This window comes from Shewanella youngdeokensis (assembly GCF_033180165.1).
In the GTDB taxonomy this organism is placed as follows: domain Bacteria; phylum Pseudomonadota; class Gammaproteobacteria; order Enterobacterales; family Shewanellaceae; genus Shewanella; species Shewanella youngdeokensis.
The window spans coordinates 4187863-4212106 of sequence record NZ_CP136522.1 but is presented as its reverse complement, the minus strand read 5'-3'; the positions used below and the strand labels follow the sequence as shown (position 1 = coordinate 4212106).

38 protein-coding genes are annotated in these 24244 nt (G+C 44.1%); 33 read left to right on the top strand and 5 right to left on the bottom strand.

Annotated elements, in window-relative coordinates; genetic code table 11:
• The first annotated feature begins 171 nt into the window (after positions 1–171).
• The 32 genes from rpsL (at position 172) to rplQ (ending at position 18513) form a co-directional block, all read left to right on the top strand.
• Positions 172–546, top strand: coding sequence for a 30S ribosomal protein S12 (rpsL, locus tag RGE70_RS17980; RefSeq protein ID WP_012327264.1), 375 nt, complete (start codon positions 172–174; stop codon positions 544–546).
• Between the two features lie 81 nt (positions 547–627).
• Complete coding sequence (rpsG, locus tag RGE70_RS17975) at positions 628–1098, top strand: 30S ribosomal protein S7 (protein ID WP_202287039.1); 471 nt, start codon at positions 628–630, stop codon at positions 1096–1098.
• Between the two features lie 74 nt (positions 1099–1172).
• Complete coding sequence (gene fusA, locus RGE70_RS17970) at positions 1173–3269, top strand: elongation factor G (RefSeq protein WP_310472777.1); 2097 nt, start codon at positions 1173–1175, stop codon at positions 3267–3269.
• An 86-nt stretch (positions 3270–3355) separates the two neighbouring features.
• On the top strand, positions 3356–4540 hold the full coding sequence (gene tuf / locus RGE70_RS17965) for an elongation factor Tu (RefSeq protein ID WP_310472776.1): 1185 nt from the start codon (positions 3356–3358) through the stop codon (positions 4538–4540).
• Between the two features lie 359 nt (positions 4541–4899).
• The gene (rpsJ, locus tag RGE70_RS17960) at positions 4900–5211 is read left to right on the top strand and encodes a 30S ribosomal protein S10 (RefSeq protein ID WP_005503530.1); all 312 of its coding nucleotides are present in this window, start codon (positions 4900–4902) and stop codon (positions 5209–5211) included.
• 24 nt (positions 5212–5235) lie between these two features.
• Positions 5236–5874, top strand: coding sequence for a 50S ribosomal protein L3 (gene rplC / locus RGE70_RS17955; protein ID WP_310472775.1), 639 nt, complete (start codon positions 5236–5238; stop codon positions 5872–5874).
• Between the two features lie 17 nt (positions 5875–5891).
• A complete protein-coding gene (gene rplD, locus RGE70_RS17950; protein WP_310472774.1) occupies positions 5892–6497 on the top strand; it encodes a 50S ribosomal protein L4 in 606 nt (201 codons plus the stop codon).
• Positions 6494–6796, top strand: coding sequence for a 50S ribosomal protein L23 (gene rplW, locus RGE70_RS17945; protein WP_202287034.1), 303 nt, complete (start codon positions 6494–6496; stop codon positions 6794–6796). The genes rplD and rplW overlap by 4 nt, the downstream gene beginning before the upstream one ends.
• 16 nt (positions 6797–6812) lie before the next feature.
• The gene (gene rplB / locus RGE70_RS17940) at positions 6813–7640 is read left to right on the top strand and encodes a 50S ribosomal protein L2 (RefSeq protein WP_310472773.1); all 828 of its coding nucleotides are present in this window, start codon (positions 6813–6815) and stop codon (positions 7638–7640) included.
• 11 nt (positions 7641–7651) lie between these two features.
• A complete protein-coding gene (gene rpsS / locus RGE70_RS17935) occupies positions 7652–7930 on the top strand; it encodes a 30S ribosomal protein S19 (RefSeq protein WP_006083596.1) in 279 nt (92 codons plus the stop codon).
• A gap of 15 nt (positions 7931–7945) precedes the next feature.
• Complete coding sequence (gene rplV / locus RGE70_RS17930) at positions 7946–8278, top strand: 50S ribosomal protein L22 (RefSeq protein WP_310472772.1); 333 nt, start codon at positions 7946–7948, stop codon at positions 8276–8278.
• Between the two features lie 9 nt (positions 8279–8287).
• Positions 8288–8977, top strand: coding sequence for a 30S ribosomal protein S3 (rpsC, locus tag RGE70_RS17925; protein WP_310472771.1), 690 nt, complete (start codon positions 8288–8290; stop codon positions 8975–8977).
• 11 nt (positions 8978–8988) lie between these two features.
• Positions 8989–9399: a 50S ribosomal protein L16 gene (gene rplP, locus RGE70_RS17920; protein ID WP_310472770.1), complete on the top strand. Its 411-nt coding sequence runs from the start codon at positions 8989–8991 to the stop codon at positions 9397–9399.
• Positions 9399–9590, top strand: a complete 192-nt coding sequence (gene rpmC, locus RGE70_RS17915; protein ID WP_012144642.1) for a 50S ribosomal protein L29 — start codon at positions 9399–9401, stop codon at positions 9588–9590. Before rplP ends, rpmC begins: the two co-directional genes overlap by 1 nt.
• Complete coding sequence (rpsQ, locus tag RGE70_RS17910; RefSeq protein WP_310472769.1) at positions 9590–9838, top strand: 30S ribosomal protein S17; 249 nt, start codon at positions 9590–9592, stop codon at positions 9836–9838. Before rpmC ends, rpsQ begins: the two co-directional genes overlap by 1 nt.
• Positions 9839–10020: 182 nt before the next feature.
• Positions 10021–10389 (top strand): 50S ribosomal protein L14, encoded by a 369-nt coding sequence (gene rplN / locus RGE70_RS17905; RefSeq protein WP_011863976.1) that lies wholly within the window; start codon positions 10021–10023, stop codon positions 10387–10389.
• Positions 10390–10400: 11 nt separating this feature from the next.
• Complete coding sequence (gene rplX, locus RGE70_RS17900) at positions 10401–10715, top strand: 50S ribosomal protein L24 (protein ID WP_310472768.1); 315 nt, start codon at positions 10401–10403, stop codon at positions 10713–10715.
• Between the two features lie 12 nt (positions 10716–10727).
• Complete coding sequence (gene rplE / locus RGE70_RS17895; RefSeq protein WP_310472767.1) at positions 10728–11267, top strand: 50S ribosomal protein L5; 540 nt, start codon at positions 10728–10730, stop codon at positions 11265–11267.
• A gap of 10 nt (positions 11268–11277) precedes the next feature.
• A complete protein-coding gene (gene rpsN / locus RGE70_RS17890; RefSeq protein ID WP_310472766.1) occupies positions 11278–11583 on the top strand; it encodes a 30S ribosomal protein S14 in 306 nt (101 codons plus the stop codon).
• A 24-nt stretch (positions 11584–11607) separates the two neighbouring features.
• Positions 11608–12000 carry a 30S ribosomal protein S8 gene (gene rpsH, locus RGE70_RS17885; RefSeq protein ID WP_028767965.1) on the top strand — a complete coding sequence of 131 codons (393 nt, stop codon included), beginning with the start codon at positions 11608–11610 and terminating at the stop codon, positions 11998–12000.
• Between the two features lie 10 nt (positions 12001–12010).
• Complete coding sequence (gene rplF / locus RGE70_RS17880; protein ID WP_310472765.1) at positions 12011–12541, top strand: 50S ribosomal protein L6; 531 nt, start codon at positions 12011–12013, stop codon at positions 12539–12541.
• 10 nt (positions 12542–12551) lie between these two features.
• Complete coding sequence (gene rplR / locus RGE70_RS17875; RefSeq protein ID WP_310472764.1) at positions 12552–12902, top strand: 50S ribosomal protein L18; 351 nt, start codon at positions 12552–12554, stop codon at positions 12900–12902.
• 13 nt (positions 12903–12915) lie between these two features.
• Positions 12916–13419 carry a 30S ribosomal protein S5 gene (gene rpsE, locus RGE70_RS17870; protein WP_310472763.1) on the top strand — a complete coding sequence of 168 codons (504 nt, stop codon included), beginning with the start codon at positions 12916–12918 and terminating at the stop codon, positions 13417–13419.
• Positions 13420–13425: 6 nt separating this feature from the next.
• On the top strand, positions 13426–13611 hold the full coding sequence (gene rpmD / locus RGE70_RS17865) for a 50S ribosomal protein L30 (RefSeq protein ID WP_041410757.1): 186 nt from the start codon (positions 13426–13428) through the stop codon (positions 13609–13611).
• A 1-nt stretch (position 13612) separates the two neighbouring features.
• Positions 13613–14047: a 50S ribosomal protein L15 gene (gene rplO, locus RGE70_RS17860; RefSeq protein ID WP_310472762.1), complete on the top strand. Its 435-nt coding sequence runs from the start codon at positions 13613–13615 to the stop codon at positions 14045–14047.
• A gap of 7 nt (positions 14048–14054) precedes the next feature.
• The gene (gene secY / locus RGE70_RS17855; RefSeq protein WP_310472761.1) at positions 14055–15395 is read left to right on the top strand and encodes a preprotein translocase subunit SecY; all 1341 of its coding nucleotides are present in this window, start codon (positions 14055–14057) and stop codon (positions 15393–15395) included.
• 22 nt (positions 15396–15417) lie between these two features.
• A complete protein-coding gene (rpmJ, locus tag RGE70_RS17850) occupies positions 15418–15531 on the top strand; it encodes a 50S ribosomal protein L36 (RefSeq protein WP_006083579.1) in 114 nt (37 codons plus the stop codon).
• Between the two features lie 116 nt (positions 15532–15647).
• The gene (rpsM, locus tag RGE70_RS17845) at positions 15648–16004 is read left to right on the top strand and encodes a 30S ribosomal protein S13 (protein ID WP_310472760.1); all 357 of its coding nucleotides are present in this window, start codon (positions 15648–15650) and stop codon (positions 16002–16004) included.
• A 14-nt stretch (positions 16005–16018) separates the two neighbouring features.
• Complete coding sequence (gene rpsK, locus RGE70_RS17840; RefSeq protein WP_012153476.1) at positions 16019–16411, top strand: 30S ribosomal protein S11; 393 nt, start codon at positions 16019–16021, stop codon at positions 16409–16411.
• A gap of 35 nt (positions 16412–16446) precedes the next feature.
• Positions 16447–17067, top strand: a complete 621-nt coding sequence (rpsD, locus tag RGE70_RS17835) for a 30S ribosomal protein S4 (protein ID WP_310472759.1) — start codon at positions 16447–16449, stop codon at positions 17065–17067.
• Between the two features lie 24 nt (positions 17068–17091).
• Positions 17092–18081 (top strand): DNA-directed RNA polymerase subunit alpha, encoded by a 990-nt coding sequence (locus RGE70_RS17830; RefSeq protein ID WP_202287022.1) that lies wholly within the window; start codon positions 17092–17094, stop codon positions 18079–18081.
• A gap of 39 nt (positions 18082–18120) precedes the next feature.
• Positions 18121–18513 (top strand): 50S ribosomal protein L17, encoded by a 393-nt coding sequence (gene rplQ / locus RGE70_RS17825; RefSeq protein ID WP_012153479.1) that lies wholly within the window; start codon positions 18121–18123, stop codon positions 18511–18513.
• A gap of 2327 nt (positions 18514–20840) precedes the next feature.
• On the opposite strand, the gene ccmE is transcribed toward rplQ, so the two are convergent.
• The 5 genes from ccmE to ccmA are packed head-to-tail and all read right to left on the bottom strand — an operon-like array spanning position 20841 to position 23617.
• On the bottom strand, positions 20841–21326 hold the full coding sequence (gene ccmE / locus RGE70_RS17820) for a cytochrome c maturation protein CcmE (protein ID WP_310472758.1): 486 nt from the start codon (positions 21324–21326) through the stop codon (positions 20841–20843).
• On the bottom strand, positions 21326–21523 hold the full coding sequence (gene ccmD, locus RGE70_RS17815; RefSeq protein WP_310472757.1) for a heme exporter protein CcmD: 198 nt from the start codon (positions 21521–21523) through the stop codon (positions 21326–21328). Before ccmD ends, ccmE begins: the two co-directional genes overlap by 1 nt.
• Complete coding sequence (locus tag RGE70_RS17810) at positions 21523–22269, bottom strand: heme ABC transporter permease (RefSeq protein ID WP_310472756.1); 747 nt, start codon at positions 22267–22269, stop codon at positions 21523–21525. Before RGE70_RS17810 ends, ccmD begins: the two co-directional genes overlap by 1 nt.
• Position 22270: 1 nt before the next feature.
• Complete coding sequence (gene ccmB / locus RGE70_RS17805) at positions 22271–22957, bottom strand: heme exporter protein CcmB (protein WP_310472755.1); 687 nt, start codon at positions 22955–22957, stop codon at positions 22271–22273.
• 9 nt (positions 22958–22966) lie between these two features.
• Positions 22967–23617 (bottom strand): cytochrome c biogenesis heme-transporting ATPase CcmA, encoded by a 651-nt coding sequence (ccmA, locus tag RGE70_RS17800; protein WP_310472754.1) that lies wholly within the window; start codon positions 23615–23617, stop codon positions 22967–22969.
• 323 nt (positions 23618–23940) lie between these two features.
• Here ccmA and RGE70_RS17795 point away from each other — a divergent pair, with 323 nt between their 5' ends.
• A complete protein-coding gene (locus RGE70_RS17795; protein ID WP_310472753.1) occupies positions 23941–24234 on the top strand; it encodes a c-type cytochrome in 294 nt (97 codons plus the stop codon).
• Positions 24235–24244: the final 10 nt, after the last annotated feature.

Below are 24244 nucleotides of genomic sequence, written 5' to 3'. Positions count from 1 at the left end.
TAAGTTGTAAAAAAGGCGCTTTTAGCGCCTTTTTTTTACTTTAAAGTGGTTAAAAGTTGTCTATTTCTTGACACTCAAGCCATACACTTCTAAAATTTCGCGTCCCACACCTGTGGGATATAGATTTTTCACACCTTACTGTTGATTAGATCAACTGATTCGGAGCAATACATGGCAACTGTAAACCAGTTGGTTCGTAAGCCTCGTGCGCCAAAAGTCGATAAGACTAATGTGCCTGCGTTGAATGCGTGTCCACAAAAACGTGGTGTTTGTACTCGCGTATACACAACCACACCAAAAAAACCTAACTCTGCACTACGTAAAGTAGCTCGTGTGCGTCTAACTAACGGTTTCGAAGTTACTTCGTACATCGGCGGTGAAGGCCACAACCTGCAGGAACATAGTGTAATTCTAATCCGTGGCGGTCGTGTAAAAGACTTACCGGGTGTGCGTTACCACACTGTACGTGGCGCATTAGACTGTGCTGGCGTAAGCGAACGTCGTCAAGGTCGTTCAAAGTACGGTGCTAAGCGTCCTAAGTCTTAACGTTTTCCGTTAAGTAAGGCCAAGCTAGAGATATATTGAGATTCCAGTTTTGGGGTCCCTGAAGCATACGGAGAAATTGTTATGCCAAGACGTCGCGTTGTAGGACAACGTAAAATCCTACCAGATCCAAAGTTCAACAGTGAGTTGCTGGCTAAGTTCATCAACGTCATTATGCAAGACGGCAAAAAGTCGACTGCAGAAAAAATTATTTACAAGGCACTAGATACCGCTTTTGAAAAGAAAGGCGAAGATCATTTAGTAATCCTTGAAGCAGCCCTGGACAATGTTCGCCCATCAGTCGAGGTTAAGTCTCGTCGTGTTGGTGGTTCTACATACCAGGTACCATGTGAAGTTCGCCCAGTGCGTCGTAACGCTCTAGCGATGCGCTGGTTGGTTGAAGCTGCACGTAAGCGTGGTGAAAAATCTATGGCGTTACGTCTAGCCGGTGAAATGCTAGACGCATCAGAAAACAAAGGTACTGCTGTTAAGAAGCGCGAAGACGTGCATCGTATGGCAGAAGCAAACAAAGCGTTTGCTCATTACCGCTGGTAATATCTTGGCGTGGGCAGCTGCCCACGCCTTACTTGCATTGCTAACACTCAGGTTTTAGCTAAGAGGTATAAATCGTGGCTCGTACAACTCCAATTGAGCGCTACCGCAATATCGGTATTTGTGCTCATGTTGACGCTGGTAAAACCACCACTACTGAACGTGTTCTATTCTACACCGGTATGTCTCATAAGATCGGTGAAGTGCATGATGGCGCTGCCACTATGGACTGGATGGAGCAGGAGCAGGAGCGTGGGATTACCATTACTTCAGCTGCAACGACTACTTTCTGGCGCGGGATGGAAGCGCAATTTAATCAACACCGTATCAATATCATTGATACACCAGGCCATGTTGACTTCACTATTGAAGTTGAGCGTTCGCTGCGTGTATTAGATGGAGCAGTTGTTGTATTTTGTGGCTCATCAGGGGTAGAACCTCAATCTGAGACTGTTTGGCGTCAGGCTGATAAGTATCACGTGCCTCGCTTGGTTTTCATCAATAAGATGGACCGTGCAGGGGCAGACTTTGATAGCGTCGTCGACCAGATCCGTAACCGTCTTGGGGCGACTTGTGTACCAATTCAAATGAATATTGGTGCAGAAGAAGACTTCAAAGGTGTTGTTGATTTGATCAAAATGAAAGCCATTAACTGGTCTGAAGAAGATCAGGGTATGACTTTCTCTTATGAAGACATCCCTGCAGATATAGCTGATAAAGCCGCAGAAATGCGTGAGTATCTGGTAGAAAGTGCAGCGGAAGCGTCTGATGAGCTGATGGAAAAGTACCTTGAAGAAGGGGAACTTTCAGAAGAAGAAATCAAATTAGCGTTGCGTAAACGCACATTAAATAATGAAATCGTACTCGCAACCTGTGGTTCAGCTTTTAAGAACAAAGGTGTGCAAGCAGTACTCGACGCAGTGGTAGACTTTCTACCTTCACCAGTCGAAGTACCTGCAATTAAAGGTATCGATGACAGCGAGAACGAGACAGAGCGTCCGGCGGACGACAATGCTCCTTTCGCAGCATTAGCATTTAAGATTGCGACAGACCCATTTGTTGGTACATTGACTTTCATGCGTGTTTATTCAGGCGTGTTAGAGACAGGTGCTGGCGTATATAATTCTGTTAAGCAAAAGCGTGAACGTATTGGGCGCATGGTACAAATGCACGCCAATGATCGTCAAGAGATTAAAGAAGTACGCGCTGGAGACATCGCTGCTGCCATTGGTCTTAAAGACGTGACAACAGGCGATACATTGTGCGATAGCAACCATAAAGTAATACTTGAGCGTATGGAATTTCCAGAGCCAGTTATTACAATTGCCGTTGAGCCTAGAACCAAAGCGGACCAAGATAAGATGGGTATCGCGCTACAAAAGTTAGCGGCAGAAGATCCATCGTTCCGTGTTGAAACTGACGAAGAGTCAGGTCAAACACTGATATCTGGTATGGGTGAGCTACACTTAGACATTATTGTTGACCGTATGCGTCGAGAATTTGGTGTTGATTGTAATGTAGGTAAGCCTCAAGTTGCTTATCGTGAGACTATCCGCAACACTGTGGAAGTTGAAGGCAAGTTTGTTCGTCAATCAGGTGGCCGAGGTCAATTTGGTCATGTTTGGTTGAAGCTAGAGCCTCAAGAAGAAGGTTTTGGCTACGAATTTGTCAGCGAAATTGTTGGTGGTGTGGTTCCGAAGGAATACATTCCAGCAGTAGACAAAGGTATTCAAGAGCAGATGAAGAGTGGTGTATTAGCTGGCTTCCCTGTTCTCGACGTAAAAGTCACTTTGTATGACGGTTCATATCATGATGTGGACTCGAACGAAATGGCCTTTAAAGTCGCCGGTTCAATGGGCTTTAAAAAGGGTGCGCTTGAAGCAGACCCTGCCTTACTTGAACCTTGCATGAAAGTCGAAGTAACAACACCTGAAGATTATATGGGTGATGTTGTTGGAGACTTGAACCGTCGTCGTGGCCTAATTGAGGGTATGGATGATGGGATTGCAGGTGTAAAACTTGTGCATGCAACAGTACCATTGTCTGAAATGTTCGGTTATGCAACTGATCTGCGCTCTGCGACTCAGGGACGTGCTTCATACTCTATGGAGTTTTTGAAGTATTCTGACGCACCGCAAAATGTTACTAAAGCAATAATAGAAGCTAGAGGCTAAACGGTCTCGCTTTTTTATTGATATAATTAATTTGCTATTGCTCGGTGAATGACACCGAGTATTTTCTGAAAAGAAAGGAATATATCGTGGCTAAAGAAAAATTTGAACGTAGTAAACCGCATGTTAACGTTGGTACAATTGGTCACGTCGACCATGGTAAAACAACACTAACTGCAGCTATCTCAGCAGTATTGACAAAAACTTACGGTGGTGAAGTTAAAGACTTCGCACAAATCGATAATGCTCCAGAAGAGCGTGAGCGCGGTATTACAATTAATACTTCTCACATCGAATATGACACACCTTCACGTCACTACGCACACGTAGATTGTCCTGGTCACGCCGATTATGTTAAAAACATGATTACTGGTGCAGCACAAATGGACGGCGCAATCCTAGTAGTAGCTTCTACAGATGGTCCAATGCCACAAACACGTGAGCACATCCTGCTTTCACGTCAGGTTGGTGTACCATTCATCATCGTATTCATGAACAAATGTGACATGGTAGATGACGAAGAACTACTAGAACTAGTAGAAATGGAAGTTCGTGAACTTCTATCTGAATATGAATTCCCAGGTGATGACCTACCAGTTATCCAAGGTTCTGCGCTTAAAGCCCTAGAAGGCGAGCCAGAGTGGGAAGCTAAGATCATTGAGCTTGCAGAAGCACTAGATACTTACATTCCAGAGCCAGAGCGTGCAATTGACGGTGCGTTCATTCTACCAATTGAAGATGTATTCTCAATCTCAGGCCGTGGTACAGTAGTAACAGGTCGTGTAGAGCGCGGTATCATCAAAGTTGGTGAAGAAGTAGAAATCGTTGGTATCAAAGATACAACTAAGACTACTTGTACTGGTGTTGAAATGTTCCGTAAGCTTCTTGACGAAGGTCGTGCTGGCGAGAACTGTGGTGTACTTCTACGTGGTACTAAGCGTGAAGACGTTGAACGTGGTCAAGTTTTGGCTCAGCCTGGTTCAATCACTCCACACACAACTTTCAAATCAGAAATCTATGTTCTGTCGAAAGATGAAGGTGGACGTCACACTCCATTCTTCAAAGGTTACCGTCCACAGTTCTACTTCCGTACAACAGACGTAACCGGTACTATCGAATTGCCAGAAGGCGTAGAGATGGTAATGCCTGGTGATAACGTTGCTATGACAGTAACGCTAATCTGCCCAATCGCGATGGACGAAGGTTTACGCTTCGCTATTCGTGAAGGTGGCCGTACAGTAGGTGCTGGTGTTGTAGCTGAGGTTGTTGCTTAATAGCGACAAATCTTACCGCAATATCTAGAAAAGGCAGCTTAGGCTGCCTTTTTTATTGTCGAAAGGGCAATGCAAAGGGGTGGCATTCTAAATTTGACTCGGTATAATAGCTTCCACTTTGTTGATTATTGGCTATTTGTCGGTATTTCACACAATGGGGTTGATCTGAGGCTTGATATCGGTATAATACCCCTTCGCCTTAACCATTAGGCGATTTAAATTAGTCTACCCTCGAGGTTGACGTAAAAAAACAGCGGCTCCAATTGTGAGTCGAACGGTTAAATCATCTCGCTCTGCTTTTCTAAATAGAAGAAGCTAGAGGGTGATTTTTTATGTGTACATTTTAGGAGCTCTGGTCAATGCAGAACCAAAGAATCCGTATCCGCTTAAAAGGATTTGATCATCGTTTGATTGATCAGTCTACTGCGGAAATCGTTGAAACTGCTAAGCGTACAGGCGCACAGGTTCGTGGTCCAATTCCACTACCAACGCGTAAAGAACGTTATACCATTTTGACTTCTCCACACGTTAATAAAGATGCGCGTGATCAGTACGAACTTCGTACTCATAAGCGTCTTGTTGATATCGTTGAGCCGACTGAAAAGACTGTTGACGCACTTATGCGTTTAGATCTAGCAGCGGGTGTTGACGTTCAAATTAGCTTGGGTTAATTGAGCTTAAAAGAGGTTTGAGAGATGGCTATCGGTCTTATCGGTCGTAAAGTAGGTATGACTCGCATCTTCAATGAAGATGGCGCGTCGGTACCTGTAACAGTAATTGAAATTGCTGCTAACCGTGTAACCCAAGTGAGAACTTTGGATACAGATGGTTACCGTGCACTTCAAGTTACTACTGGTACCAAAAAAGCTAATCGCATCACAAAACCAGAAGCAGGTCACTTTGCTAAGGCAGGCGTTGAAGCCGGTCGTGGTTTGTGGGAAATGCGTTTGGCAGATGATGAAGGTGTAGGCATTGAAGTTGGTGCCGAGCTTAATGTAGATATTTTTGCTGAAATAGCGAAAGTAGATGTAACTGGTCAATCAAAAGGTAAAGGCTTCCAAGGCGGTATTAAGCGTTGGAACTTCCATGCCCAAGATATGACTCATGGTAACTCTTTGGCTCATAGATCTAACGGTTCTATCGGTCAAAACCAGACACCTGGTCGCGTTTTTAAAGGTAAGAAAATGTCAGGCCACATGGGTGCAGAGCGTGTTACTACACAGAATCTAGACGTTGTACGTGTAGATGCTGAACGTAACTTGCTTCTGGTTAAGGGTGCAGTTCCAGGCGCTACTAATGGCGACCTGATCATCAAACCAGCTGTTAAAGCTTAAGGTCTGAGGAGATAGTAATGGAATTGGTATTGAAAGACGCACAGAGTGCTCTTGAAGTTTCCGAAACTACCTTCGGCCGTGACTTTAACGAAGCACTGGTTCATCAGGTAGTTGTAGCTTACGCTGCAAACGCGCGTCAGGGCACTCGTGCTCAAAAGACTCGCGCAGAAGTAGTTGGCTCTGGCAAGAAGCCATGGCGCCAAAAAGGTACTGGCCGAGCGCGTGCTGGTACTGTTAAAGGCCCAATCTGGCGTGGCGGTGGCGTAACATTCGCTGCTAAAGCACAAGATCATAGCCAAAAAGTTAACAAAAAGATGTACCGCGGAGCGCTGAAAAGCATTTTCTCTGAATTGGTACGTCAAGACCGTTTAATCGTTGTTGAATCATTTAGTGTTGAAGCTCCTAAAACTAAAGAGCTAAAAGCTAAATTGAACGAAATGCAACTAGAAGACGTGTTGATTGTTACTCCAGAAGTTGACGAGAACTTGTTCTTAGCTGCTCGTAACTTGTACAAAGTTGATGTTCGTGATGTTGCTGGTATTGATCCAGTTAGCCTTATCGCATTCAACAAAGTACTCGTAACAGCTGAAGCTATTAAGCAAATCGAGGAGATGCTGGGATGATAAGCGAAGAACGTTTGTTAAAAGTTATTCTTGCTCCACATGTTTCTGAAAAGAGCACTGTGAATGCAGAGAAAAACAATACAGTTGTTTTCCGTGTAGCTATCGATGCAACTAAAGCTGAAGTTAAAGCTGCAGTAGCACAGCTATTCGAAGTTGAAGTCGATTCAGTTCGCACTTTAGTTAACAAAGGTAAAACTAAGCGTCACGGTGCCCGTACTGGCCGTCGTAGCGATTGGAAAAAAGCCTATGTTACTCTAGCTGAAGGTGCTGACATCGATTTCGTCGGCGGCGCTGAATAAGCAAAGGAGAATTATCATGGCAGTTATTAAGTGTAAGCCAACCTCTCCAGGTCGTCGCCACGTTGTTAAAGTGGTGAACAGCGATTTGCATAAAGGTAAACCTTTTGCAGGCCTGTTGGCGAAAAAATCAAAAAGTGGTGGCCGTAACAATACTGGTCGTATCACTGTCCGTCACATTGGTGGTGGTCATAAGCAACATTATCGTCTAATCGACTTTAAGCGTAACAAAGATGGCATCCCTGCGAAGGTTGAGCGTTTGGAATATGATCCAAACCGCACAGCTAACATCGCGTTGGTACTATACGCTGACGGTGAGCGTCGTTACATTATTGCCGCTAAAGGCATGAAAGCTGGTGATTCAATCCAGTCTGGTATCGATGCAGAGATTAAAACCGGTAACGCAATGCCTCTACGTAATATCCCTGTGGGTAGCGTAGTACATGCAGTCGAAATGAAGCCTGGTAAAGGTGCTCAAATCGCGCGTTCAGCTGGTGCTTATGTACAAGTTATTGCTCGTGATGGCGCATACGCCACTCTACGTCTTCGCTCTGGCGAAATGCGTAAAGTGCCGGTTGATTGCCGCGCGACATTAGGTGAAGTTGGTAACGCCGAGCATATGCTACGCCAGTTAGGTAAAGCAGGTGCTAAACGCTGGAGAGGCGTACGCCCGACAGTTCGTGGTGTTGCAATGAACCCAGTAGATCACCCACATGGTGGTGGTGAAGGCCGTACTTCTGGTGGCCGTCACCCTGTTTCACCTTGGGGTACTCCAGCTAAGGGTTATAAGACTCGTAGTAACAAACGCACCGACAAGTACATTGTACGTCGTCGCAATAAAAAGTAAGAGGATTCGCCATGCCACGTTCTCTCAAGAAAGGTCCATTCATTGACCTACACTTGCTGAAGAAGGTAGAGAAAGCGATGGAAGCGGGAGATAAAAAACCAATTAAGACTTGGTCTCGTCGCTCTATGATCATCCCTAATATGATTGGGTTGACCATCGCTGTCCATAATGGTCGTCAGCACGTACCTGTGTTCGTAACTGACGAAATGATCGGCCACAAGCTTGGTGAATTTTCACCAACTCGCACTTATCGTGGCCATGCCGCTGATAAGAAAGCGAAGAAGCGATAAGACGGGAGGAATAAGATGGAAGTTTTAGCTAAACATCGTTTTGCCCGTACGTCGCCTCAAAAGTGTCGTTTGGTTGCAGATCAAATCCGTGGACTGCCTGTTGCTAAGGCTCTCGAAATTCTAACTTTCAGCCCTAAGAAAGCTGCAGTACTTGTTAAAAAAGTACTGGACTCTGCTATCGCCAATGCTGAGCACAATGAAGGTGCTGACATTGACGAATTAAGAGTTGGAGCGATTATGATCGATGAAGGTCCAACTATGAAGCGTATCTTGCCACGTGCTAAAGGCCGTGCAGATCGCATAATCAAGCGTACCAGCCACATTACTGTGGTTGTATCAGATCGCTAGGAGTTAGCAATGGGACAGAAAGTACATCCTAATGGTATCCGTCTGGGTATCACTAAGCCTTGGATCTCGACATGGTACGCTGACAAGTCAGACTATGCCAATAACTTGAGTAGTGACTGTGAAGTGCGTAAGTTTCTTGAAAAGAAACTTAAGCAAGCATCAGTTTCTAAGATTGTTATCGAGCGTCCAGCTAAAAGTGTTCGTGTTACTATCCACACAGCCCGTCCAGGTGTTGTGATTGGTAAGAAAGGCGAAGACGTTGAAAAGCTACGTAACGCAGTTGCTAAATTGACTGGTATTCCAGCTCAAATTAACATTGCTGAGATCCGTAAGCCTGAACTAGATGCTAAGCTTGTTGCCGACGGCATCGCTTCGCAACTAGAGCGTCGCGTTATGTTCCGTCGTGCTATGAAGCGCGCTGTTCAAAACGCAATGCGTCTTGGCGCTAAAGGTATCAAAGTTCAAGTTAGCGGCCGTCTAGGCGGCGCAGAGATTGCGCGTTCGGAATGGTATCGTGAAGGTCGTGTACCTTTGCATACTCTTCGTGCTGATATCGACTATTCTACTTCTGAGAGTCACACTCAATACGGTGTGATCGGCGTTAAAGTTTGGGTCTTCAAAGGTGAAGTTCTAGACGGTATCGTTCCTCAGCATGAAGAGCCGAAACAGCAGCCGAAGCGTAAGCCTCGCGGTAAATAGGAGAGCTGGCAATGCTGCAACCAAAAAGAACAAAGTTCCGCAAAATGTTCAAAGGCCGCAACCGTGGTCTAGCGAACGGCACTGAAGTTAGCTTCGGTGAATTCGGTTTGAAAGCTGTTGGACGTGGTCGTCTAACTGCGCGTCAAATCGAAGCTGCGCGTCGTGCTATGACACGTCACATTAAACGTCAAGGTCAAATCTGGATCCGCGTTTTCCCTGATAAGCCAATTACCTCTAAGCCTCTTGAAGTGCGTATGGGTAAAGGTAAGGGTAACGTTGAATATTGGGTTGCCCAAATTCAACCAGGTAAGGTACTTTACGAGATGAATGGTGTATCAGAGGAGTTAGCTCGTGAAGCTTTCGCCCTTGCTTCTGCCAAACTGCCTCTGAAGACTACCTTCGTAACTAAGACGGTGATGTAATGAAAGCGAGCGAACTAACAGAAAAGAGCGTTGAAGAATTGAACGCTGAACTGCTTGGTCTGCTGCGTGAGCAGTTTAATCTGCGTATGCAACACGCCACTGGTCAGTTGACACAGACTCATCAGCTTAAAATCGTGCGTCGCAACATTGCGCGCGTTAAGACCATTATTACTTCTAAGGCGGGTGCATAATGTCTGATAATATCCGTACTTTGCAGGGTCGAGTACTTAGCAACAAGATGGACAAGTCTATCACTGTAGCTATTGAGCGTAAGGTTAAACATCCTTTATACGGGAAGTTCCTTAAGCGTACTACAAAGATCCATGCACATGACGAACAAAATCAGTGTAATGCTGGCGATATCGTGACTATTCGCGAATGCCGTCCGCTGTCTAAGACTAAGTCTTGGACCCTGGTTGAAGTAGTAACAAAAGCTTAATAATATTAAGCATTTAGTTAAACGGCTCCAATCCATGGAGCCGTTTGTATTTTTAGTACTATCTATTCCTTCTTTTGGGTGTTATACTTGCGCGCCAAATTTGACTAAATTAAAGTCATAATTTGTGTGATTAATGTACCCCCGATGTGGGATTATGAAGTAACGATAGCGGAGCACTTAAAATGATCCAAATGCAATCGACTCTAGAAGTCGCCTGTAACAGTGGCGCTCGTAGAGTTCAGTGTATTAAGGTCTTGGGTGGCTCTCATCGTCGTTATGCCGGAATCGGCGACGTCATTAAAGTTTCTGTTAAAGAAGCTATTCCTCGCGGTAAAGCGAAGAAAGGTGATGTATATAACGCGGTGGTAGTCCGTACTAAGAAAGGCGTACGTCGTCCAGACGGTTCTGTCATTCGCTTCGATCGGAACGCAGCGGTTTTGCTTAATGCAAACCTTGCACCGATTGGTACTCGTATCTTTGGCCCAGTGACACGTGAATTGCGTACCGAGCAGTTCATGAAAATTGTCTCGCTGGCACCAGAAGTACTGTAAGGAGCTTCAAAATGGCAGCAAAAATACGTCGTCAAGACGAAGTAATTGTACTAGCAGGTAAAGATAAAGGGAAACGCGGTAAGGTTTCTCAGGTTCTAACTACTGGTAAATTGATTGTAGAAGGTCTTAACCTTGTTAAGAAGCACCAAAAGCCAAACCCACAATTGGGCGTAGCTGGCGGTATTGTTGAGCAAGAAGCACCTATACAAGCATCAAACGTAGCGATTTTCAACTCTGCCACTGGCAAAGCGGATCGCATTGGTTTCCGATTTGAAGACGGCAAAAAAGTCCGTTTCTTTAAATCGAACAGTGAACTCGTTAAGTAATTGGAGTAAACGATGGCGAAACTGCATGATAAATATAAAGAGACTGTTAGTCCTGAACTTGCAAGCAAGTTTGGTTTTAGCAGTGTCATGCAAGTCCCTCGGATTGAAAAGATCACCCTTAATATGGGTGTTGGCGAAGCAGTAGCAGATAAGAAAGTTATGGAGCATGCGCTTCGTGACATGACTGCTATCGCTGGTCAAAAGCCAGTAGTGACTGTAGCTCGTAAGTCAGTTGCTGGTTTTAAAATCCGTGAAGGCTACCCAATAGGCTGTAAGGTTACACTACGCGGTGAGCGTATGTGGGAATTCTTAGAGCGTTTAGTAGATATCGCAATCCCGCGTATCCGTGATTTCCGTGGTTTGAGTGTTAAATCATTCGACGGTCGCGGTAACTATGCGATGGGTGTACGTGAGCAAATTATCTTTCCAGAGATCGAATACGATAAAATCGATAAGATCCGCGGAATGGATATTGTAATCACTACTTCTGCGAAGAATGATGAAGAAGGCCGAGCTCTGCTCGAAGGCTTTAACTTCCCATTCAAGAAATAAGGGTAGCGTAATGGCAAAAAGTTCAATGAAAGCACGTGAAGCAAAACGTGCCAAGCTCGTAGCTCAGTTCGCTGAAAAGCGTCTGGCTCTTAAAGCTATCATTAGCAGCTCAACTTCTTCTGACGAAGATCGTTGGGATGCCGTACTTAAGTTACAAGCTCTTCCACGTGACTCTAGCGCCGCGCGTCAGCGTAATCGTTGTAGTCAAACTGGTCGCCCACATGGTTACTTACGTAAATTCGGCCTTAGCCGTATTAAATTACGTGAAGCAACTATGCGCGGTGAAGTTCCTGGCCTACGTAAAGCCAGCTGGTAAGCACTTGTCACGGAGTAAGCTAATATGAGCATGCAAGATCCTATTGCGGATATGTTAACACGTATTCGTAACGGCCAAGCTGCTAAACACGTATCTGTGAAGATGCCTTCTGCTAAGCTTAAAGTCGCTATTGCGAAAATGCTAAAAGAAGAAGGTTACATCACTGACTACGCCGTAGCAGATGAAGCCAAGCCTGAATTGGAAATTACTCTTAAGTATTTCCAAGGTCAGCCAGTCGTTGAGACTATCCAGCGCGTTAGCCGTCCTGGTCTTCGTATTTACAAAGGTAAAAACGAACTTCCAAAGGTTATGGGCGGACTGGGTGTCGCTATCGTGTCCACTTCTAAAGGTTTGATGACTGATCGTACTGCCCGCCAAAATGGCATGGGTGGGGAAGTTATCTGCTACGTAGCATAAGGAGCTAGCAATGTCTCGTGTCGCAAAAGCACCAGTCGCTATTCCTGCAGGCGTAGAAGTGACTTTAAACGAACAAACTATCACCGTAAAAGGTACTAAAGGTAGTTTGACTCGAGTTATAAACGCTGATGTTTCAGTTGTTGTTGAAGACAATGAAATTAAGTGTAGCCCAATTGAAGGCGTGAAAACCGCTGCTCAAGCGGGTACAGCTCGAGCTCTAATCAACAATATGGTTGTTGGTGTTACTGCTGGTTTTGAAAAGAAACTTCAGTTAATTGGTGTTGGTTACCGTGCGAAAATCGCTGGTAAAGGCGTTGATTTAACTTTAGGTTTTTCTCACCCACTAGTACATGAACTTCCTAGCGGTGTAACAGCTGAGTGTCCTAGCCAAACTGAAATCGTACTTAAGGGTACAGATAAGCAGTTAATTGGTCAGGTTGCTGCTGAGATTCGCGGCTACCGTCCACCAGAGCCTTACAAAGGTAAAGGTGTTCGTTACGCTGATGAACAAGTACGCCGTAAAGAGGCTAAGAAGAAGTAGGTAACGCGATATGGATAAGAAAACATCTCGCTTACGTCGCGCACTGCGCGCTCGTAAGAAGATCCAAGAGCTGGGCGTTAATCGTCTGGTTGTACATCGTACACCACGTCACACATACGCTCAGGTCATTAGCCCTGAAAACGTAGTGTTGGCGGCAGCTTCTACTGCTGAAAAAGCGGTATCAGAGCAGCTAAAGTACACAGGTAACGTAGATGCAGCTAAAGTAGTGGGTCAAACCGTTGCTGAGCGCGCTATCGAAAAAGGCGTAGCTGTAGTTGCATTCGATCGTTCCGGCTTCAAGTATCACGGACGCGTTGCTGCATTAGCAGACGCTGCTCGTGAAGCTGGCCTCAAGTTCTAAGGAATGATGAAAAATGGCTAAATTTGAAGCTCAACAAAAAGACGATCTGCAAGAGAAATTAGTTGCAGTTAATCGTGTTTCTAAAGTAGTTAAAGGCGGACGTATCTTTAGCTTCACTGCACTAACTGTAGTCGGTGATGGTAATGGTAAAGTCGGTTATGGCTATGGTAAAGCGCGTGAAGTGCCAGCAGCAATTCAGAAAGCAATGGAAAAGGCTCGCCGTAACATTGTAAACGTTGAATTGAACAATGGTACTTTGCACCACCCTGTAAAGGGACGTCACACAGGCTCGCGTGTTTACATGCAACCAGCCTCTGACGGTACCGGTATTATTGCCGGTGGCGCAATGCGTGCCGTATTGGAAGTAGCAGGCGTTCATAACGTTCTGTCGAAAGCATACGGTTCTACTAACCCGATCAACATCGTTCGCGCAACTGTAGATGCGTTGGTGCACATGAAGTCACCATCACAAATTGCAGCTAAGCGTGGCCTGAATGTTAATGAAATTCGAGGTTAATGCACCATGGCTACTAAAACACTTAAAGTAACTCAGACCAAGAGTTCAATTGGACGTTTGCCTAAGCATCGTGCAACTTTGACTGGTCTAGGTCTACGCCGTATTAATCACACTGTTGAAGTAGAAGATACTCCTTCTGTTCGCGGTATGATTAACAAGGTTTACTACATGGTTTCGGTGGAGGAAGTATAAGATGCGTCTAAATACTCTATCACCTGCTGCAGGTGCTAAATCAGCAGCTAAGCGTGTAGGTCGCGGTATCGGTTCAGGCCTAGGTAAAACTGCAGGTCGTGGTCACAAAGGTCAGAAGTCTCGTTCTGGCGGCGGTGTCCGTGTCGGTTTCGAAGGTGGTCAAATGCCACTTAAGATCCGTCTACCTAAGTTCGGTTTTACCTCGCGTCGTGCGTTGGTATCAGCTGAAGTTCGCGTTGGTGAACTAGCTAAAGTTAACGGTGATGTTATCGACCTAAATGCGCTGAAAGATGCGAATCTAGTTACTCGCAACATACAGTTTGCTAAAATCGTTCTTTCAGGTACCATTGAGCGCCCAGTGACCGTTAAAGGTCTGAAGGTAACCAAAGGTGCACGTGCAGCTATTGAAGCTGCCGGTGGCAAGATCGAGGAATAATACGTCGATGGCAAAACCAGGACTTGATTTAAAAAGCGCGAAAGGCGGTTTATCTGAATTGAAAACCCGTCTCCTGTTCGTGATTGGTGCAATTATCGTCTTTAGAGCCGGTTCGTTTGTACCAATTCCTGGTATTGACGCTGCTGTACTAGCAGAGCTGTTTAATCAGCAAAAGGGTACTATCTTAGGCATGTTTAACATGTTCTCTGGTGGTGCCCTTGAACGTGCCTCTATCTTTGCATTAGGTATTATGCCGTATATTTCGGCATCGATCATAATGCAGTTATTGACAGTTGTTCATCCTGCTCTCGCTGAATTGAAAAAGGAAGGCGAGTCAGGACGGAAAAAAATTAGTCAATATACTCGATACGGCACATTGGTCCTGGGTACTTTCCAGGCAATCGGAATCGCAACAGGTCTTCCGAACTTAGTTCCGGGTTTAGTAGTAAACCTAGGAATTGGTTTTTATGTTGTTGCAGTTGTGAGTTTAGTTACAGGGACAATGTTCCTAATGTGGCTAGGTGAACAGATTACCGAAAGAGGCATTGGTAATGGTATCTCGATATTAATTTTCGCAGGTATTGTTGCAGGTCTGCCATCTGCTATCGGTCAAACGGCTGAGCAGGCGCGTCAAGGCGACATAAGTGTACTAGTATTGTTGTTGTTGGCAGTAATTGTTTTTGCTGTCACATACTTTGTAGTATTTGTAGAGCGTGGGCAACGTCGTATCGTTGTCAACTATGCTAAACGCCAGCAAGGCCGTAAGGTTTTTGCTGCGCAAAGCACACATTTACCACTAAAGATAAATATGGCTGGTGTAATACCACCTATTTTTGCGTCCAGCATCATTTTATTTCCAGGCACACTGGCTCAGTGGTTTGGTCAAAATGAGTCCATGTCGTGGTTAAGTGATTTTTCACTTGCCGTGTCACCAGGACAACCGCTGTACTCATTGTTGTATGCAACAGCGATTATCTTTTTCTGTTTCTTCTATACTGCGTTGGTGTTTAACCCTCGCGAAACAGCGGATAACTTGAAGAAGAGTGGTGCGTTTATTCCCGGGATTCGTCCTGGAGAACAGACTTCGCGTTACATAGATAAAGTAATGACCCGCCTAACATTAGCTGGCGCGTTATATATTACTTTCATCTGCTTAATTCCGGAGTTCATGTTAATTGCGTGGCAAGTACAGTTCTATTTTGGCGGTACTTCACTACTAATTATGGTAGTCGTAATCATGGACTTCATGGCTCAGGTTCAGACTCATATGATGTCTCATCAGTATGATTCTGTGATGAAGAAAGCTAACTTGGTTAACAAAGCGAATTTAGATCGCTTTGGAAATTAACTAGCAATCTCGGAGTGATGAAATGAAAGTTCGAGCTTCCGTGAAGAAGATCTGCCGTAACTGCAAGATCGTAAAGCGTAGTGGCGTTGTTCGTGTGATTTGTGTTGAACCTAAACACAAACAGCGTCAAGGCTAAAAAGAAAGATTTGGCCAGCCCAGTCGGGGCTGGTCAAAATATTATTTGCTAAATTGTCGTCTGTCGAGTATCCTACCGGGCTTTTCACAGATGACCTTTAACTTGAGGAGTGCATAGTGGCCCGTATCGCTGGCATTAACATTCCTGATCAAAAGCATACAGTCATTGCATTGACTGCTATCTTTGGCATTGGCCGTACTCGCGCAAGAGCAATCTGCGCGGCTACTTCTATTGCAGAAGATGCTAAGATCAAGGAATTGAGCGAAGCTCAAATAGATACTCTACGCGAAGAAGTTGCCAACTACATTGTAGAAGGTGATTTACGTCGCGAAGTTTCCATGAACATCAAGCGTCTTATGGACCTTGGTTGTTACCGTGGCCTTCGCCATCGTCGTAGCCTTCCCCTTCGTGGGCAACGTACTAAGACCAATGCGCGTACGCGTAAAGGTCCACGTAAACCAATTAGAAAGTAACGGGGTAATCCAAAATGGCTAAAGTTCCGTCACGTTCTCCGCGTAAGCGTGTACGTAAACAGGTTGCTGATGGTATGGCGCACATTCATGCGTCTTTCAACAACACTATTATTACCATTACAGATCGTCAAGGTAATGCACTATCTTGGGCAACTTCTGGTGGTTCAGGTTTCCGTGGTTCACGTAAATCTACCCCATTTGCTGCACAGGTTGCTGCTGAGCGTGCAGGTACTGCTGCTCAGGACTATGGTGTTAAAAACCTAGAAGTGTTTGTGAAGGGTCCAGGTCCAGGACGCGAATCTGCGATTCGTGCACTAAACTCGGTTGGTTATAAAATTACTAACATTACCGATGTGACGCCTATCCCTCATAATGGTTGTCGTCCTCCTAAGAAACGCCGCGTTTAATACGTCGTTTTTAATAGGATAGTTGGAGAAAGAACATGGCAAGATACTTGGGTCCAAAGCTCAAGCTCAGCCGCAGAGAAGGTACAGACCTTTTCCTAAAAAGCGGCGTGAGAGCAATCGATTCGAAGTGTAAGCTTGAAACTGCACCTGGACAACACGGCGCTCGTAAGACCCGTTTGTCTGAGTATGGCGTTCAGCTACGCGAGAAACAAAAAGTTCGTCGTATTTATGGTGTGCTAGAAAAGCAATTCCGTAACTACTACAAAGATGCTGCACGTACAAAAGGTAATACTGGTGAAAACCTACTTACTCTTTTAGAAACCCGTCTTGATAACGTAGTTTATCGTATGGGCTTTGGTGCAACACGCGCTGAAGCACGTCAGCTTGTTAGTCACAAGTCAATTGTGGTTAATGGTAGCGTCGTTAACATTCCATCATTCAAAGTGTCTGCGAATGATGTAGTGAGCGTTCGCGAGAAGTCACGTACACAAGCTCGTATTAAAGCGGCTTTAGAAGTGTCGGCTCAACGCGAAAAGCCAACATGGGTTGAAGTTGACAACACTAAGATGGAAGGTGCTTTCAAGCGTCTACCTGAACGTAGTGATTTGTCTGCGGAAATTAACGAACAGCTGATCGTCGAACTTTACTCTAAGTAAAGTTAAAACAAAAGAGAGGACACAATGCAGGGTTCTGTTACAGAATTTCTTAAACCGCGTCTCGTTGATATCGAGCAGGTTAATCCAACACGTGCCAAGGTTACACTGGAGCCGCTTGAGCGTGGTTTTGGTCACACTTTAGGTAACGCGTTGCGTCGTATCCTATTGTCGTCTATGCCAGGCTGCGCGGTTACCGAAGTAGAGATCGATGGTGTACTGCATGAATACAGTAGCAAGGAAGGCGTGCAAGAGGATATCCTTGAGATATTGTTAAATCTGAAAGGTTTAGCAGTTGTTATTGAAGGGAAAGACGAAGCTATGCTTACGCTTAGTAAGTCAGGCGCAGGCCCTGTTACTGCAGCAGATATCACGCATGATGGTGATGTTACTATCATGAATCCTGACCATGTTATCTGTCATTTGACAGGTAATAATGACGTCAGCATGCGTATCCGCGTAGAGCGTGGTCGTGGTTATGTACCGGCTTCTGCCCGTGCACAAACTGAAGACGATGATCGCCCTATCGGCCGTTTGTTGGTTGATTCTTCGTTCTCACCAGTAGCTCGCATTGCTTATAATGTTGAAGCTGCCCGTGTTGAACAGCGTACAGACTTAGATAAACTCGTTATTGATATGACCACAAATGGTACTATCGATCCTGAGGAAGCTATCCGTCGTTCTGCAACTATTTTGGCTGAACAGCTAGATGCGTTTGTAGAATTACGTGATGTTACTGAGGCTGCACCAGTTGAAGAGAAACCAGAGTTCGATCCGATACTGTTGCGTCCTGTCGACGATTTAGAGCTAACTGTACGTTCAGCCAACTGTTTGAAGGCTGAAGCGATTCATTACATCGGCGATCTGGTACAGCGCACAGAAGTAGAGTTGTTGAAAACTCCTAACTTAGGTAAGAAATCTCTTACTGAAATTAAGGATGTTTTAGCGTCTCGCGGACTGTCGTTAGGTATGCGTCTCGAAAACTGGCCTCCAGCTAGTTTAGCAGACGACCTTTAAGTCCAGATTAGTACAGATATAGGTAATAAGGATTAGGTCATGCGCCATCGTAAGAGTGGTCGTCAACTGAACCGTAACAGCAGTCATCGTCAAGCTATGTTCCGTAACATGGCATGCTCAATAGTTCGTCACGAAGTGATTAAAACTACTGTAGCTAAAGCGAAAGAACTGCGTCGCGTAGTTGAACCTCTGATAACACTTGCTAAGAGTGATAGTGTAGCAAACCGCCGTTTGGCATTTGCTCGTACTCGCGACGCTGAAGTCGTTGGTAAGTTATTTACTGAATTGGGTCCACGCTTCCAGGAACGTCCTGGCGGTTACACTCGTATTCTTAAGTGCGGTCTACGTACTGGTGATAAAGCGCCTATGGCGTACATTGAACTAGTAGGTCGTCCAGAAGCAGCTGAAGCTGTTGAAGACACTGCTGAGTAAATAAGTCTTAGTTATAAAAGGCCGAACCATGTGTTCGGCCTTTTTTATATCTGTATTTTCTGTCTAAATGCTAATCTATCTGTTCCGCTACGAAAATATTCCTTTCCGTCGTTATATTTTTTTCGTTAATTCTATCGGCTAAATATGCGGTTCTCGCAATTGAAGTTCTGATATCTATTTCATGTCTACCCCCTAATTTAAGGGCTTAAAAAGTTCTCATTAACTCTGAATTACTATTCCTGTTCGTCTTCATGCTAAGCAAGCTTTACTGACGTGCCTTTAAGTTTGATTGTTTGATAAGCAATATATTTACTGTTGTAACCGTTAGTGGCTACTTATATACGGTGTTCAATGGTGAGTCGATTGAGGAGTTATATGATCATCCTGCCTATTTGATTGGGCCGTTTGACTAGGATCACCAGCTTTTGCGAGGACTTATTCGACTGTAGGTCGATAAGATAAACTTCCAGTGTGTATGCACTCTTTCTGATTCGTTCGTAAGCGCTCTTCCATGAACGATGCTTAGTTCACTGTTAGCATTAAGTTTGTTTACTATGTATGTTGGCTCTTCAATCAATGTAGTATTCAGGGCTAATCAGGCTGGACACTTGAATGTGGATCATAGAATCAATAACCGACCTGAGTGTGAATAGGGAAAGTCTGTTCTTATCTTGCGAAGAGTCTTAAAGAGGAAGCTTTGGCTTACCTATCAGACAAATCCTAGCGTTCCACAAACCGCTGATGTACTGGTGTATCACCAAGCCTGCTTTTGAGCAAAAAGCAGGAGGTCAGGAGCTAGAGAAGCCTATCGTAACTTCAGATAAGAGAGTCTAGTTTTAGGTCTAACATAATGAATCTAAATTACTTTCGGCACAGAATTACATATTCATAATACCTAAAGGTTTGCTGAGGTCTGTGTCTTTCTTATCCTCCTCCCGAATTGTTCAGTCAATAGGTATTAATTCAAAATGTAAACAGTTTGTAAGATATGGAAGTCAGTTACCGCACCTATCTATGATTGGTTAACGAGACTCGCTTAGGATATTAGGGAAAATGAGCTAAACTCCTACCGTAAAGCGCATTTTCGGGAGTTGTCGAAATAGTTTGGCTTTCATCACTTAACTAAGAAGTTCTGTGAAGAGTTAATTATGCGTAAGTTAGACCTTGTGCTACTCAGTCGCAAGCTTATTAAAGTCACTACGAAGGGGAAGCACTGTATTAGCGTTGCTGTTTACGTGTCAGTCTGAACTTAAATTCGTCTCAGCCAATGCAAGTTTGGCTGATGTCGATCTAAACAAATGAAGGCTTGCTGAGTAGCATAAGCATTGCAGGTGGCTATAACACTATACAAGGAGGTAGCGTTGCTGTATTTGGTCTCGATAGAGGCTGCCAATATACAGCTAGTTTCAAAGCTTACTAACTACAAACGGAATGATAGTCGCTATGAGCAGTGTTAAAGCCTGTTTGAACAGCGCTATAGTAGAGCGCTTAAAACACCAGAACAAATGAGGCAATCATGTATTACAACCATGAATGGTTGCATATAACGTTGGATGACTTAACACCAAAAAGCTATGGGAAGTTACTAAGTTAGGCACCTACTTGTGCTTGACTAGAATATAGTATGATAAAGCACGGTTTAGGGTCTCAGCGGGCTAGCTTCACTCTTGGCTAATAATACGGTAATCGCATGTTTTTGGTTTGCTATTTATACTGTTCAATAGCATAGCTGTTAGTTGATTTTACGATTTTTAAGGTACTTCTTTTGAGGACTGAGAAAACTGTCTATTTTTATATAGTTTACGCGGTGACCGTGGTTAGCTTGCATGTTTATGGCGCGTTGTAACTTCCACTATAGTTAGCAATGTATGGTCATCTTTGTGTGCTACCTTTTGCTAGTAAGCTTCAGCTATTGAGTTTACATAAGCTATTAGTCATAACTACAGGTTTTTGCTACGTTCTCATAACTAGCTAGCAAGTTAGCTGTATAGTCGTTAGAGCCATTAATTTTATTTAGGCTTGAATATGTATGGGCTTGTACATATTCATTCATATTCAGCCGCTAGTGAGCTTTATTATGAGATCTTTGCTTGCGGTTAGGTTGTAGCTTTAGATCTTGCTTTTGATTTTAGTGAATCCAAGTTATTAGTTTCTGGTACTTATCTCTCACTGGTAGTGGTCGCAGCATTAGCGCTCAAGTTTTGTTGGTTCTTCATGATTAACTCAGTGGGTATTCTAAAGGTAAATTTACTTGGTGGTGCCATATATTCCGGATACAAAAAAGCCTTCAATTTATGAAGGCTTTTCACTATTGGTTATTGCTGAGTCTAGTAGCCGCTTACTTGTGTCTGGCTGTACTCTGGTTTCTCATGGGATTTACCCATTGCTTCAGCGACTTCTGGAGGCATATAATTTTCATCATGCTTTGCCAGTACTTCAGTAGCTTCCAGTCGACCTGGAGCTATCAGGATGCCCTGAGCGACAATGCCTTGTCCTTCGCGGAACAAGTCGGGTAAGAGATCATCAAAGGTTACAATGATTTCACCACCGGCGGCGTCATGTACCGCAAACTCAACATGTAAGCTTTTAGGATCTCGTACCATTGAGCCCATCGTAACCATGCCACCGACGCGAATACGTTGGCCAACTTCAGGCATTAAACCAGTATCTTTTTTACCTTGTACAATTTCAGTAGGCGTAAAAAATAGGTTTAAATTTGAGTTAAGTGCATAAAGTAACAATGAAGCAATTGCGGCTACACCAGCAATTAACGCAACAGCAAGAGTTAAGCGTTTCTTTCTTCTTGGGTTCACTATTTAGTACTCCGAGTTTCTTTAAGGCGTTCTTCTCTTTTGATCTTTTTAGCTATTTCTACTAGCACTTTACGTTTCTGCCTAAGGCTTATAACGATAAGTGTTCCTAAAGAAAAGAAGCTGACACCGTAAGCTAGCCAAACATAAAAAGCATAGCCGCCCATTTTGAAAAATTCACTAATTGAATCGAATTGCATTATTTGCTCCCCTCTTGTTTAGCAAGTTCTCGTACCCAAGGGCGCATACCATTTCGAGCTAGGATCTCTGCTCTAAAACGGACTAATGTTAAGGCTCCAATCATCATTGCAAACCCAAAAATATTGATCAGTAATGGGTATAGCATGTCACTAGACATTGATGATTTTTCAGTAATTTTAATCGTTGCAGGTTGATGTAAGCTGCTCCACCAATCTACTGAATACTTGATAATCGGAATGTTAACAACACCCACAATCGCAAGAATACCCGCAGCTCTAGCCGCAAGGACTTTGTCTTCGAAAGAGGCATATAACGAAATTACGCCTAAGTATAAGAATAATAATACCAGTTCTGCAGTTAAGCGAGCGTCCCATACCCACCAAGTGCCCCACATTGGTTTACCCCATGAGGCGCCAGTGAATAAAGCGATGAAGGTTATTACTGCACCAATCGGTGCGATAGATGCAGCAACCCAGTCGGCAGTCTTCATTTGCCATACAATGCCGACAAACGACGCCGCAGCCATTGCCATGTAAGCAGCCATTGACATGGATGCTGCAGGTACATGGATATAAATTATTCTAAAACTGTCACCCTGTTGGTAATCCATAGGGGCAAAAACTAATCCCCATGTCGTTCCAAGCCCGATCAACGCAATTGCTAAACAGGCGAACCATGGCAACAAAGTGCCTGAAAGTTTATAAGCACGCTCAGGATCGGCGTATGAATGAAACCATTTCCACATTTTAGTTTGTACTCACTCGTAGGGAGGCACCAATAGCAAAGGGTGCTAAGGTTAATGAACCGATCAACATCGCGCCAATGATTGCGAGTTGACCATCATAAGGTAAATTCATACTCGCAGCGTCGATAGCGCTGGTTGCAAAAATTAACACCGGAATATACAACGGCAGAATCAATAGGCTGAGTAGGACGCCGCCTTTACTCAATCCTACAGTTAACGCTACACCTATCGCACCGAGTAGACTTAACACTGGAGTACCTAATGCAAGCGTCGCTATCAATGCGCCATAGCTGTTGGGATCTAGGTGTAGCAGCACAGCCAGTAAAGGAGCGACTAAAATTAACGGGACGCCAGTTAAAATCCAATGCGCCAACACTTTGGCTAATACCATTAATGGTAACGGTTGTGGGCTTAAAAGCATTTGCTCTAGGCTACCGTCAACAAAATCAGCCTTAAATAACCGTTCTAAAGACAGCATTGAGGCGAGAAGTGCCGCTACCCAAATAATGCCTGGTGCAACTCTGGTTAGTACCTGAGGTTCAGGACCTATTCCTAGTGGGAATAGTGTGACTACAAGTACAAAAAACAGCAGCGGGTTAAATATGTCACCGCGATGGCGCACTGCTATTTGTAAATCACGTTTTAATAACGTGCCAAAAACCTGTGTGTAGCTGATACCTTTTTTCATTGGCAGCCCTTAAACAAAACGATAATCAAGACGAATTTTACGTAATATATCATCGCTTATTAAACTCATATCTTGGTGAGTGGTAAGGATGACACAACCGCCGCGTTTAGCGTGAGCTAGGAACAATTGCTCTAGTTCTTCAACGCCTTTTTTATCAATCGCAGTAAAGGGTTCATCAAGCAGCCAAATTTTACAGTTTGTGTGCCAGAGTCTAGCTAACGCTGTGCGTCTATGCTGTCCGGCTGAAAGGTGGCCTGCTAATGCTTCTTCGAAACCTGACAAATTAACTTTTTCAAGAATTTCTCTAGTATCAAAGCCATCATAACCACTCAATCTTAAATTGAACTTAAGATTTTCTTCTGCTGTTAACTCACTTTTAACACCTGCTAGATGTCCTAGATACAATAATTCATCATTGTATTCGTCGCGACAGCGGCAGATATCTTCATTTTTGAAATTAATATTACCAGCATAAGGTCGAGATAGCCCAGCAATGATCCTTAACAGGCTCGTCTTGCCAGCTCCGTTAGGCCCTTCAATCTGTACGATTTCACCTTCGCCGATTTCAAAGCTGAGTTCATCAAATAGGATGCGCTCTTCCCTGATGCAGGTTAGGTTATTTGCCGATACCAGTGTCGCTGCTTTCGATTGTTCTACCACTGATCCTCTCTATATCATGCTGTTTAAAAAAACAAGTTATGGTAACACATAGACTTTCAACCGTTTAGTGTGGAGCGTTGCTATGTACCAGCAATTTGATGTAGTTCCAATATTAGGGATTTTATATGAACTTTTTTAACAATTGCTAATATATTAACGGTTTTATGAATGATGTCTTGCGGACTCACTTTTTGGTGAGGTGTAGATCACAAAAAGGTGCCATTTGGTGAAGTTTGTAGTAATCTGATGGTGTTAGAATAAGTCTGCCGCATTCTTTTAGGGCAGCGTGAGCTTTGTTAGAATTTGCATTAGGAACCTACAAAATGAAAAAATTATTAGCACTGACTGCAGCTGCTGCATTAACCTTATCTACAAGTGTTTTCGCACAAGATGGAAAAGCTGTATACGAAAAAGCATGTCAAGTTTGTCATAGCATGGGTGTTGCCGGTGCCCCTAAAGTCCATGATGCTGCCGCGTGGGAGCCTCGTTTAGCGAAAGGTACTGACGCATTAATAGCTTCAATTAAGGCGGGTCTAAATGCAATGCCACCAGGTGGAATGTGCGCAGATTGTTCAGATGAAGACTACCAAAAAGCAATTGAGTTTATGTCAAAGTAAATACAATGCT